Below are 11,842 nucleotides of genomic sequence, written 5' to 3' on the forward strand. Positions count from 1 at the left end.
GGGAACCCGAAACGGGCTCCCCGGCGCCGGCGTTCGTGGACGGCTCACGCCTCGGGCACGGCCTGGATGTCCAGCTCGACCCTGATGGTCGTGCCGATCATGACGATGCCCCGCTGGAGCATGGACCGCCAGTTCAGGGTGAAGTCCTCGCGGTGCAGCTCGGTACTGGCCGAGCAGGCGGTACGGGTCTCGCCCATGATGCCGGTGCCGATGCCCAGGTAGCGCGTGTCGAGGGAGACGTTGCGGCTGACGCCGTGCAGGTTCAGCACGCCCTGGACGGTCCAGCGCGCACCACCGCGGTGCAGGAAGCGTTCGCTGGTGAACCGCATGTAGGGGTATGCGGCGACGTCCAGGAACTCCGGTGACCGGAGGTGGTTGTCGCGCTGCTCGACGCCCGTGTCGATGCTGGCCGTCTCGATCACCACGTCCAGCCGTGACTGCTCCATGCGCTCGCCGACCCACAGGTTGCCCTGGAACCGGTTGAACCTGCCGTGCACTTCGGCGAGGCCGATGTGCCGGGCGATGAAGCGCACCGCCGTGTGGTCGGGGTCGATGCGCCACGCCCCCGGCCCCGGCGTGGCGGGCGCGGGAGCGGGGTCCATGCCGATCGGCCCGACTTCGGTGCGCGTTTGTGCGGTGCACTCGAAGGACCGGCGCACGGGCTGCAGGCCCTCGGCCGTCACGACGATCCCGTACTCACCGGGCGCCACGGTCGCGGCGAACCTCCCGTGCGGGTCGGTCTGCCCGTGCAGGACCTCCCCACCACCGGCGTCCCGGACGGAGACCTCGGCCCGGTGCAACGGCAACTGCACCGGGTCCAGGACGAGGCAGTCGACGGCTCCCGCACCGCGGGGAATCGGGGCACCCCCTTGCCGCGGAGAGCTCTTGAAACGGCGCAGCAGCGCGAGGGGCATCCCGTGAGGACCTTTCTCTGGCCGGATGGCGGTCGGACAACAGACCATCACATCTCGCCATTACGAGGCAAAACGGCCACTTCAACTTCAAATGCGGGCCGATCCACGCCGAACACCTTCGATCCGACACCTCGGACACATCACCTGCACCATACACCTAACCTTGCCCGGGTCCGGCCCGGCCCGCTCGCGGCCACCGAGCCGCCGTCAGGGCCGCGGGATGTTGCGCAGGTTGGAGCGGGCCATCTGGGCCATCCGGCCCACGCCGCCCGCCAGCACCATCCGTCCCGCCGACAGGGCGAAGCCGCTGACCATCTCGGCGGTGATCTTCGGCGGGATGGACAGGGCGTTGGGATCGGTCACGATGTCCACCAGCGCCGGCCCCTCGTGCCGGAAGGCGTCGCGCAGCGCGCCCCGTACGTGCTTCGGCTTCTCCACCCGCACGCCGTAGGCCCCGGCCGCGGTGGCGATGGCCGCGAAGTCGGGGTTGTGGTTGGTCGTGCCGTACGACGGCAGGCCGCCCACCATCATCTCCAGCTCCACCATGCCCAGGGAGGAGTTGTCGAACAGCACCACCTTCACCGGCAGGTCGTACTGGACCAGCGTCAGGAAGTCGCCCATCAGCATGGAGAACCCCCCGTCGCCGGACATCGAGACGACCTGCCGGCCCCGGTCGAGGAACTGCGCCCCGATCGCCTGGGGAAGGGCGTTCGCCATCGAGCCGTGGGTGAAGGAGCCGATGACGCGGCGGCGGCCGTTGGGGGTGAGGTAGCGGGCCGCCCACACGTTGTTCATGCCGGTGTCGACGGTGAAGACGGCGTCGTCGGCGGCCTCCTCGTCCAGGATCGAGGCCACGTACTCGGGGTGGATCGGCTTGTGCTTCTCCACCTTGCGGGTGTACGCCTTGACGACCCCTTCGAGGGCGTCGGCGTGCTTCGCGAGCATCTTGTCGAGGAACTTCCGGCTGTTCTTGACCCGCACCCGGGGCGTGAGACAGCGCAGCGTCTCACGGACGTCGCCCCACACCGCGAGGTCGAGCGCGGACCGCCGGCCGAGGTGCTCGGGCCGCACGTCCACCTGGACGATCTTCACGTCGTCGGGCAGGAAGGCGTTGTAGGGGAAGTCGGTGCCCAGCAGGATCAGCAGGTCGCACGCGTGGGTGGCCTCGTAGGCGGCACCGTAGCCGAGCAGGCCGCTCATGCCGACGTCGTAGGGGTTGTCGTACTGGATCCACTCCTTGCCGCGCAGCGCGTGTCCGACGGGTGCCTTCACCCGCTCGGCGAACCGCATCACCTCCTCGTGGGCGCCCGCCGTGCCGCTCCCGCAGAACAGGGTCACCTTCCCCGCCTCGTCGACCATCCGGGCGAGCGCGTCGATCTCCGCGTCCCCGGGCCGCACCGACGGCCGGGCGGTGACCAGCGCGTGCTCGCTCGTGCGCTCCGGGGCCGGCTCGCCCGCGACGTCACCGGGCAGCACGACGACGCCGACCCCGCCGCGGCCGATCGCGTTCTGGACGGCCGTGCGGAGCACCCGCGGCATCTGCCGGGGGCTGGAGATCAGCTCGCAGTAGTGGCTGCACTCCCGGAAGAGCTGGTCGGGGTGGGTCTCCTGGAAGAACCCGGTGCCGATCTCGCCGCTCGGGATGTGCGAGGCCAGGGCGAGCACGGGGGCCATGGAGCGGTGGGCGTCGTAGAGGCCGTTGATGAGGTGCAGATTCCCCGGACCGCAGGAGCCCGCGCAGGCGGCCAGCCTGCCGGTCAGCTGGGCCTCGGCCCCCGCGGCGAAGGCGGCGGCCTCCTCGTGGCGGACCTGGACCCAGTCGACGGCGGCGTTGCGGCGCACCGCGTCCACGACGGGGTTGAGGCTGTCTCCGACGACCCCGTAGAGCCGCCGCACCCCGGCGCGCGCCAGGATGTCGACGAACTGCTCCGCCACCGTCTCCTTCGGCATGACACCCGTCCTCTCGCATCGCCGGCCGTACCGACCGGCGTGCGGCCGGTCTCCCCGCCCCTTCCCCCATCAATCCACAGAACGCATGCCGGTGCATCCCCGGCAGCGGCGACAGGCATTGCGGCCGGGGCCCGGCCCGGTGACGATGAGGGCCATGGGGGAGCCGACGGAGTTACCGCCTCACCAGGTCGCCGATGCCGACGAGTTCATCGCCGCCATGCGGCATCTCAAGAGCGCTCGGGGCTGACGTACCGGCAGTTGGAGGAACGGGCGGCCGAGCACGGTGACGTACTGCCGCGGAGCACCCTCGCCGACGTTCTGCGCGGGAGGAGCACGCCGCGTCCGGAGCTGCTGGTCGCCTTCGTGCGGGCGTGCGGAAGCTACCGCGAGTTCGAAGCCTGTGCGGGCAGTGACAACGTGACGAGGGTGAAACCGTTCCCGAGCCGCAGCGCCGGACGGCAGTGACGGGGGTGACGGCGGCCGCGTCCGCTCCGGTCAGCTGCCGCTCGGCCAGACGCTGTAGAAGCACAGGCCGAGGAACCCGGCCACGCAGGCGAGCACGACCCACGAGGTGGGACTCATGCGGCGGCCGGAGCGTCCCCGGCGGGGCCTCGCCGTACGCCCGGAACCCCGGTCGCGGCGGCCGACGGGCGTCCTCCGCACCGGCGTTGCGGCGGCTTCGGCGGTCTCGGCGAGCAGCCTGCGGCAGGCCGCGGCCAGCGCGACCGTCCCGGCGGAGAGCGGCACGACGGCTTCCGCGCGCGCCGGTGCGGTGGTGCCGCCCTCGAGGATGCGTCCCGCCCGCAGGGCGACCTCGCCCCTGCCCCCGGCGGGAGCGAGGCTGATCCAGCGCTGCACGTGCTCGCCCCTGATCACAACGTGCCCGGACCGGTCGCGGTAGACGGTGTGCTCCCGCCACAGCAACCCGGCGAGTTCCCCCGCTACTTCCCTCAGTTCTGTCCTCACGCTTTCCCCACCCCTACGAGTTCGAACAAACGTTTAATCGTAGCGTCCGGGTCTGACACCGGAGGGCGGGACGAGGCGTCAGCCCGTCCCCCGCGGCGCGAGCGCCAGGCCGGCGGCCGCGCATCCGGCGGGTCGTGGGGTGTCGGCCGCGGCGTGGGCGAAGGCGCGCACGGCCGGGGTCTCGGCGGCGGTCGCCCAGACCGGGACGACGACCACCGGCGGCATGTCGACGACGGGGACGACCGCCAGCCCCGGGAAGGGGCAGTGGTCCAGCAGCGAGGCCACGGTCAGATGGAGCCCGCGGCCGCGGGCGACGAGCGCGAGCACGTCGGCGGTGAGGATCTGGCTCCTGCCCGTCATCTGCGCCAGGCCGTCGGCCGTGTGCCGCAGCCGGCGGCCCGAGGGGGTGCGCTGGGGCGTCCACAGCTCGCGCGCCCCGGGGCCGACGGTGTCGGGGGGCGGGATCAGTTCGTAGTCGACGAGGTCCTCCAGGCTCACCTCGGGGCGGTGGTGGAGGGGATGCCCCGCGGGGACGACCACGCCCCGGGGCTCGGCGGCGACCGTCGGGCCCACGGTCGTGTCCGGGCAGCACACGGCCCGTCCGTCGCCGCCGGGCGACCAGACGAGGGCCAGATCGACCTCGCCCTTGCTCAGCAGCGGCCCGGGGCTCAGACTCCCGTAGCCGACGAGGGCGTTGAGGACGACGTCGCAGTGCGGATGGCGGTCCGTGAAGGCGCGCGCCACCTGGATGAGGAAGGCGCCGCCGACGCTCGGCATGTAGCCGATGCGCAGCCGTCCCGCCAGGCCGCGGGCCGCGGCCCGGCACTCGCGCAGCGTGCGCAGCAGTTCGTCGTGGCCGCGCCGGGCCCCGGCGTGGAAGCGCTCGCCGAGCGCGGTGAGCCTGACCTGCCTGCTGGTCCGCTCGAAGAGGCGCGCCCCCACCTCGTCCTCCAGGGCGCGGATGGTCTGGCTCACCCGCCCCTGGGTGACGCACAGCCGCGTGGCGGCGCGGCCGAAGTGCAGCTCCTCGGACAACACCAGGAACGTCTCGATGGCACGTAGATCCACCCCGCCCTCCGGCCTCCGGTCACCGACCTTTTGGGGACATAACTAACCCCACTCTCCCCCGGCCGGGCGCGGCGGCAATCCCCATTCGAGACGAAAACGCAGTTTGGCGTGAAGCAGACGAATGCCCGCGAAGGGCGGTTCGGAGGGCCGTGGAGCGCCGGGCTCCGCGGCCCTCCCCCGCGCGGGGTTCAGCGGGCCGCCGGGGTGCCCACCGTCTCGTCGTGGAGCTGGACGTACAGCTCCTTGCCGAGGTCGATGAAGATCTCCAGATCTGCGTAGGCGTCCCGCGCGGTGCCGTACAACTCGACGGCCTTCGCGGTCGTTTCAAACATCATGTCGTCGTGGCCGTGCGACGCGTCCAGGTCGAGGTGCGCCTGGGCGCCCCGGGTGCAGCGCGTCCCGAAGGCCTGCGCGGCGGCATCGGTGATGGCCTGCATGTACCGGTCCGACCACCACTCGAGGTACCAGTCCCACAGGGCGACGGGGGCGGGTCCGCGCTCGTCGGTGGCCATCCGCAGATAGCCCATGGTCTTGGCCGTCGCGGGGAACACCCGGGTGGCGTCGATCTCCTCCAGGCTCACGCCGAGTTGGGCCAGGTCCCCGACGAACATCCCCTCGTGCCCGATCTCGTCGGCCAGGTACCGGGCCAGCTTTCCGGCGAGGCGGTAGTCGCCGTAACTGGCCTTGTAGAGCGCGTAGGCGTCGGCCACGTTGTTCAGCCGGATCTGCAGCACCACTTCCTTCAGGTACCGGGTGTAGTAACGGCGGTCGGTCCAGGTGCCCTCATGGAATTCCCGTACCCTCGGTACGCCCTCGAACTGTTTCTCCGTCAATTCCGCCGCGAGCTTCTCCAGGCGTTCCCGGTCCAGTGCGCGGGTCATCTCGTCTCCCTCAGGGTGAAGGCCGTGGTCACGTGCGGGCGCCGCGCAGTTCGACGACGGCGACCGGGCCGGCGGGGTGGACCCCGGTCGCCGTCAGCCCTGCGGTGGCGGCGAGCCGGCGGATCTCGTCGGATCCGCGTTCGCGCGCCCCGAAGTAGGCGAGCATGCGCAGGTCCTCCTCGGTGCCGGGGGCGCCGCCGGCCGGTGCGCTCTTCTCGATGACGAGGACCCGGCCTTCGTGCCCGGCCGCCTCCGCGCAGCGGCGCAGAATGGCCCGGGCGTCGTCGTCGCCCCAGTTGTGCAGCACCGCCGACAGGACGTAGGCGGGTGCGCCCGGGGGCAGGGGGTCGAAGAAGCTGCCCGCGACGAACGCGGCGCGAGGGGCGACGCCGGCGTCGGCGAAGGCCCGTTCGGCGGCGGGGGCCGCGTCGGGCAGGTCGAGGACCGTGCCCCGCAGCCGGGGGCAGCGCAGCAGCAGGGCGGTCAGCAGGGAGCCGTTCCCGCCGCCGACGTCGACGACGTGTTCCAGGGGTGCCCAGTCGTAGGCGGCGGCGACGGCCGGTGCCAGGGTGTCGACGGCGCGGCCCATGCGGTGGTGGAAGGCGGCGGTGAGGGCGTCGTCCTCGGCGAGGTGCTCCCAGAAGGTGTGGCCGTACTGCCGGGGGAAGGCGGGTTCTCCGGTGCGTACGGTGTGGAGGAGGTGGATGAAGGAGAGGTCCGCCAGGCCTTCCGGGCCGTCGAGGGCCAGCCGGGCGCGCAGTGCGCCGGGGTGGTCCTCGCGCAGCGGCTCGCCGTCGGCGGTGAGCCGGTAGTGGCCGGGGGTGTCGTGGTGCAGCAGTCCGAGGGTGCACAGGTGGCGCAGCAGCCGGTCGAGGGTCGGGGCGTGGGTGCCGGTGGCGGCGGCCAGTTGGGCGGCGGTGCGCGGCCCGGGGGCGAGGTGGTCGGCCAGCCGCAGGGTCGCGGCGACGCGTACGGACATGGGGGTGGCCAGCGTCGCCAGTGCGGCCGGGCCGCGCTCTGCGTTGGCCTGTCGGCGGGTGTCCGTCATGCCGGTCCTCTCCTGTCCTCGCCGTACGCGCCGGCGGCGTCCGCCGTGTCCGGTGTGTCCGGGGCGGCCTCGCCGGCCGGGTCGGGGGTGCGCCTGCGCCGCAATTCGCGTTCGCAGGCGGCCAGGTGGACGCCGAGTGCCTCGTCGTAGGAGGTCACCGGCGCTTCCAGCATGAGCTGGCGCAGGACGGCCAGGTCGGGGCCGGCGGCGCGGCCGAGGAGGAGGACGGCGGCGCGCACGGCCTCGGTCGCGTCGGGGGCGATCTCGTCGATCAGGCCGAGGCGCAGGCCGCGTTCGGCGGTCAGTTCCGATCCCCACATCAGCAGTTGCCGGGCCCGGGCGACGCCCAGTTGGTTCACCAGGCGGTGCACCGCCATGCCGGGCCAGAGGCGGCTGGTGTGGACGGGCAGCAGCAGGCGCAGGTCCGCGGTGGCGATCCGGTAGTCGGTGGCGGGCAGCAGGTCGAGGGCGGGGCCGCCGCAGGTGCCGCTCGCCACGCCGATGGACACGGCCGTCAGGCGTTCGAGCCTGCGTACGGCCCGTTCCCACCGGTTGACCTGGCGGATGGTGGTCTCCTCCGGCCACGAGCGGGCGTCCGGTGCCGTGGCGCCGAGCCACAGGGTGATGACGGTGGCCCCGTCGGCGGCGTCCTCCGCCCGGTCGCAGACGGCGTCGAGCGAGGCGGTCAGGTCGGCGAGCGTGCGGCCCTGCCCCGCCTCCCAGGTGAGGGCGAGGGCCCCCGCGAGCTCCGGCGCGTCCTTGCGCACGTCCATCGCGATCCTCTCTGGCTCGTCTCTCTCACCGGTCACCAGCGCACCAGCGCCGTCTCGATCGTCGAGCCCGGCCCCATGGTCATCAGGACGCCGTGGTCGCCGGGTGCGGCGGCGGACTCCTCGGTCAGTCGTTCGTAGGCGAACAGGAAGGCGGCGCTGGAGAGGTTGCCGTAGTCGCGCAGCACGCCCGTGGTGTGCCGGGTCTCGTGCCGGGTGAGCCCGAGGTTGACGCGGACGGAGTCGATGACCTTCTTGCCGCCCGAGTGCAGCACCCAGTGCGCGATGTCGGAGCGGCGCAGGCCGGAGCCGGCCAGGAGGCGGTCGACGGGCCGGCGGGCGTGGGCGCCCACCACGTAGGGCACGTCGGGGGCGAGGGAGAAGCTGAATCGGCCCTGGTCGTCGTCCCAGTCGTAGCGCATGGCGTCGATGGCCTCGGGAATCATCCGGCTGGCGAAGCCGAGCACCGCCGGCCCGGCCGTTCCCGGCGGCCCGTCGCGCTCCCCCGCCGTCACGGTGATCGCGGCCGCGCCGTCGCCGAAGAGGCTGTTGACGACGGAGGTCCGCAGGCTGCCGTCGACGACGTACGCGGCCGAGCACACCTCGACGCACACCATGAGGGCCGTCCGGCCGGGGTGCGCGCTCGTCCAGGCGGCCACGGCGGCGAGGGCGTTGAGGCCGGCGTTGCAGCCCATGCCGACGACGTCGAGGCGGGAGCAGTGGGTCGGGGCGCCGAGCTCCTTGAGGAGCAGCGCGCTGAAGCCGGGGGTGATGAACCCGGTCGAGGACACGCAGCACAGGTACCGCACGTCCGCCGGGGTCGCGCCGGCCCGCTCCAGGGCGGTTCCGGCGGCCTGACGCGCCAGGGCCAGGCCCGCGTGCGTGTGCTTGCGCAGCAGTTCACCCTGCGTCTCGGGCCGCCGGGTGCCGTCCGCCCGCCGCGGCGGCAGGATCAGATGGCGTCGCTCGATGGCGCTGTTGAGGAACACCGACCTGACGCGCGGGTCCACCACGCCGAAGGTCTCCAGCAGTTCGCGCTGGGTGTACGAGCAGGGGGGTACGGCCGTGCCCACGGAGGTGATCCGCGGCACGGGCGCCGGACCGGGTGCGGGGGCGGTGGGGTGGGTGGGGTTCATGCCGTCTCCTGGTCCGGCCGTCAGCCGCCGAGGTAGTCCTCGGGTCCGCCGTCCCTGACGGTGTCGAGGGTGAAGCAGTGGAAGCCCCCGCCGAACAGCCTCCGGTGGCGGTGGCGGACGGGGACCACGGTGAACCGGTGCCGCTCCAGGGTGCGGGCGAGCTCGGGGCAGGCGTCGTTGACCAGCACGGTGTCGGGGCCTGCGGACAGCACGTTGAGGTCGATGAACGGACTGGTGAGCACGAGGTCGTCATCGTCGTAGCGGGGGAAGGCGTTCGTCCGCGGCGGCGGGGGCACGATCAGGTCCCACGAGCGCAGCGGCTTCGGCAGCAGCTCGGCGACCTCGGGCGAGCGCACGAGCAGCGTTCCCGGGCGCAGGGCGAGGACCATGCTGTCGATGTGGCTGTCGCTGAGCCGGTGCACCCGGTGGATGCGGAACCGCCCTTCCAGGTGGCGTTCGAGCCAGTCGACGGCCAGGGCGTGGTGCGCGGTGGAGACGTTGGCGACGATGTCGCGGCCCAGCCTCAGGCACTGCGCTCCGTCGAACATCATCTCGAAGCCGACGTCGTAGGGCGACGGTCGGGGGTCGGCCACCGGTTCGGTGGGCCCGCCGGCCGTTCCCTCGGCGTACGACGGGTCGAACGAGGCGTCCGTCATCAGCGGGCGCGGCATCACCGTCCAGCGGGCGCCCCGGCGGAAGTACGCGGCGAAGACCGGCTTGAGGAACTGCGTCTCGAAGTACCGCGAGCGGATCATCGGCGGCGTCTCGATGATCTCGTCGCCGACGATGAGGGTGTTGTCCCGGATGTTGAGCGGCGGCACGACGGCGGCGGACCACGCCGGGGTGCGCACCTCGGTGGTGCTCCCGTCCAGGTCCATGGGGCGCAGCACCGTGACCGACAGGGAGCGAAGGGTTTCGGCGAGCCCTTCGAGGTCCTCGGCGAGTTCGTCGACGTACCGCTGCTTGATGGGTGAACGGCGCGCTGTCCGGTCGCCGGGCGGGGCGGCTCCGGGGGTGGAGAGGCGGGGGTAGTACCACTCGGAGCGGACGAGGTTGTCGTGGAAGAAGAGGTCGAACGAGAGCTCACGGTCGTGCGAGGTGTAGTTGAGGGCGGAGCCGACGACCACCTCGCGCAGCGGTGACCACTCGTCAAAGCTGTTCACCGACATGTTTTCTCCCCTCGCCCGGGCACGCGGACATCAACTGTGCCAGCAGGCGGCGGCACCGACAATGGCGAATAATTAATGCGCCGATTAATTCGGTTAATCGAAGGACGGGACGGGCGGGGCGGGCGCCGGTAACGGTCTTGACCGTCAACTCGCCCCGTGTCACGCTCGGATGGGAATTTTTCATCACGGAATCCGCGCCCCATATTCACGGGAGGGCGGGTTCCGGGGATTCCCGGAACATTCGGAGCAACCGAAAGAAAGGACTGTGCGCATGGGCGGAAAAGACATGCGGAGTGCGGCGCTGTCCGAGCTCGCGGACCTGAGTCCGGAACAGCTGCAGACCTTCCTGGAGACGCGCTCGGGCGCCGGTGAGTGTTTCTTCACCGCACCGCGCGCGCAGAGCGTGCGTGGTGCGGGTGAGTCGTTCTTCACCGCGCCGCGGGCCCAGAGCGTGCGTGGTGCCGGCGAATCCTTCTTCACGGCGCCGCGCGCCCAGACCGTACGGTGATCCTCGTCCAGGGGTGCGCCCGGGTGTGCTCCTGGACCCGTCGTCTCGCGCCGGCCCGGGGAAGGGACGCATGAAACTGCGCACGCACGTGGCGAAGGCGGCCGGTCGTGGCGCCCATCGCGAGGTGACGACCGAGGAGACCTGGCGGCGCGTGCGGCCGCACCTGCGCAGAGCGGGCATCACGCGGCTGGCCGACATCACCGGCCTGGACTGCGTCGGTATCCCCGTCTACAGCGCCGTCATCCCCCGCTCCAACGACAGCATCTCCGTCTACAGCGGCAAGGGCGCGTGCCGGGCGGACGCCCGGATCAGCGCGGTGATGGAGGCGATCGAGCGGTACTCCGCGTGGCTCCCTCTCCGGCCGGAGCTCGTGGCGTCGTACGAGGAACTCGCCGCCGCCGGCCGGAGCGTGCTGCACCCCGGCGACTACCACCTCGAGCTCGCCCACGACTACCGCGACGACGGCCCCCTCTCCTGGGTGCGCGGCTGGGACCTGCTGAACGACGAACCGGTCCTGGTCCCCCAGGACGGCGCCGTCTACCAGGCCCGGCTCCACGAACAGCCCTGCTACCGCATCACCTCCACCAATGGGCTGGCCTCGGGCAACAGCGTCGAGGAGGCCGTCTGCCACGCGCTGTGCGAGCTCATCGAGCGCGACTCCATGACGCTGGCCGAACTCGTCAGCAACTACCTCACCCAGGTGCTCCAGGCCCCGGGACACGAGGGCGGGGGGCACGCCCCCCGCTCTCCCCTCGCCGATGCCGCGACGATCGACCGGCTGCGCGGGCTGCACCCGCACGTACGCCTGGAGAGCGCACCGCCCGGCGCGCAGGAGCTCCTCGCCCGCTTCCACACGGCCGGCGTCGAGGTCCGCGCCGTCGACGTCACCTCGGACCTGGGCATCCCCAGCTTCTTCGCGGCGACGAGCGCGGACATCGGCTTCGCCGTCTCCAGCGGCCACGGCGGGTACGGGGCGCACCCCGACGCCGAGGTGGCCCTGACCCGGGCGCTGAGCGAGTGCGCCCAGGCGCGGGCCGTCGACGTCCAGGCCATGCGCGAGGACATCAGCCTGCCCGGGCAGGAGGTCGCGAAGTACGAGCTGCACGTGCGGCGTTCGGCCTCGGTCGACGAGCACGGCTGGGCCTGGGAGCCGGCCGGCCGCACCGTCCGCATGAGCGAGATCGCCACCCATCCGGGCGACGACGTCCGCGCGGACATCGACCTGATGCTGGAGCGGCTGCGGGCCGCGGGCATCCCCCGGGTCGTCGTGGTCGACCTCTCGCCGCCGCAGATCCCCGTCAGCGTGGTGCGGGTGATGGTCCCGGGACTGGAGTCATGGGCGACGGACTACTGCCGGATAGGCGCCCGTGGCGCCGCCGCCTGGCAGGCGGCGGTCCGTACGCTCTCCCCCGTGTGACCCGTCGGGCCGGCC

General features: G+C 72.4%; 11 protein-coding genes. 2 read left to right on the forward strand and 9 right to left on the reverse strand.

The annotated features are described in order from the left end of the window. Positions 1-44: 44 nt before the first annotated feature. The 9 genes from ACIGXW_RS14770 to ACIGXW_RS14810 all read right to left on the reverse strand — a co-directional run bounded on the left by ACIGXW_RS14770 (position 45) and on the right by ACIGXW_RS14810 (position 9,902). Complete coding sequence (locus ACIGXW_RS14770; protein WP_399573287.1) at positions 45-914, reverse strand: YceI family protein; 870 nt, start codon at positions 912-914, stop codon at positions 45-47. 207 nt (positions 915-1,121) lie between these two features. Further along, on the reverse strand, positions 1,122-2,864 hold the full coding sequence (locus ACIGXW_RS14775) for a pyruvate dehydrogenase (protein ID WP_399573289.1): 1,743 nt from the start codon (positions 2,862-2,864) through the stop codon (positions 1,122-1,124). Positions 2,865-3,359: 495 nt separating this feature from the next. Beyond that, entirely contained in the window at positions 3,360-3,830 is a 471-nt protein-coding gene (locus ACIGXW_RS14780) for a hypothetical protein (RefSeq protein WP_399573291.1), read from the reverse strand. Positions 3,831-3,908: 78 nt separating this feature from the next. Beyond that, a complete protein-coding gene (locus ACIGXW_RS14785) occupies positions 3,909-4,898 on the reverse strand; it encodes a LysR family transcriptional regulator (RefSeq protein WP_079274634.1) in 990 nt (329 codons plus the stop codon). A 188-nt stretch (positions 4,899-5,086) separates the two neighbouring features. Beyond that, the gene (locus ACIGXW_RS14790) at positions 5,087-5,779 is read right to left on the reverse strand and encodes an iron-containing redox enzyme family protein (RefSeq protein ID WP_071967426.1); all 693 of its coding nucleotides are present in this window, start codon (positions 5,777-5,779) and stop codon (positions 5,087-5,089) included. Between the two features lie 28 nt (positions 5,780-5,807). Further along, the gene (locus ACIGXW_RS14795; protein ID WP_399573293.1) at positions 5,808-6,827 is read right to left on the reverse strand and encodes a methyltransferase; all 1,020 of its coding nucleotides are present in this window, start codon (positions 6,825-6,827) and stop codon (positions 5,808-5,810) included. Next, the gene (gene dpgB, locus ACIGXW_RS14800; RefSeq protein WP_399573296.1) at positions 6,824-7,600 is read right to left on the reverse strand and encodes an enoyl-CoA-hydratase DpgB; all 777 of its coding nucleotides are present in this window, start codon (positions 7,598-7,600) and stop codon (positions 6,824-6,826) included. The genes ACIGXW_RS14795 and dpgB overlap by 4 nt, the downstream gene beginning before the upstream one ends. 32 nt (positions 7,601-7,632) lie before the next feature. Then, on the reverse strand, positions 7,633-8,733 hold the full coding sequence (gene dpgA, locus ACIGXW_RS14805) for a 3,5-dihydroxyphenylacetyl-CoA synthase DpgA (RefSeq protein WP_399573298.1): 1,101 nt from the start codon (positions 8,731-8,733) through the stop codon (positions 7,633-7,635). Between the two features lie 20 nt (positions 8,734-8,753). Further along, the gene (locus tag ACIGXW_RS14810) at positions 8,754-9,902 is read right to left on the reverse strand and encodes a glycine amidinotransferase (protein WP_399573300.1); all 1,149 of its coding nucleotides are present in this window, start codon (positions 9,900-9,902) and stop codon (positions 8,754-8,756) included. A 271-nt stretch (positions 9,903-10,173) separates the two neighbouring features. On the opposite strand from ACIGXW_RS14810, the gene ACIGXW_RS14815 reads away from it, so the two are divergent. Together ACIGXW_RS14815 and ACIGXW_RS14820 are read left to right on the forward strand one after the other, a co-directional pair. Next, complete coding sequence (locus ACIGXW_RS14815; protein ID WP_143170549.1) at positions 10,174-10,410, forward strand: thiovarsolin family RiPP; 237 nt, start codon at positions 10,174-10,176, stop codon at positions 10,408-10,410. Between the two features lie 70 nt (positions 10,411-10,480). After that, positions 10,481-11,827, forward strand: a complete 1,347-nt coding sequence (locus ACIGXW_RS14820) for a YcaO-like family protein (RefSeq protein WP_399573302.1) — start codon at positions 10,481-10,483, stop codon at positions 11,825-11,827. The last annotated feature ends 15 nt before the right edge of the window (positions 11,828-11,842 follow it).

The sequence above is a fragment of the Streptomyces sp. NPDC053079 genome, from assembly GCF_044546695.1.
Taxonomy (GTDB): Bacteria; Actinomycetota; Actinomycetes; order Streptomycetales; family Streptomycetaceae; genus Streptomyces.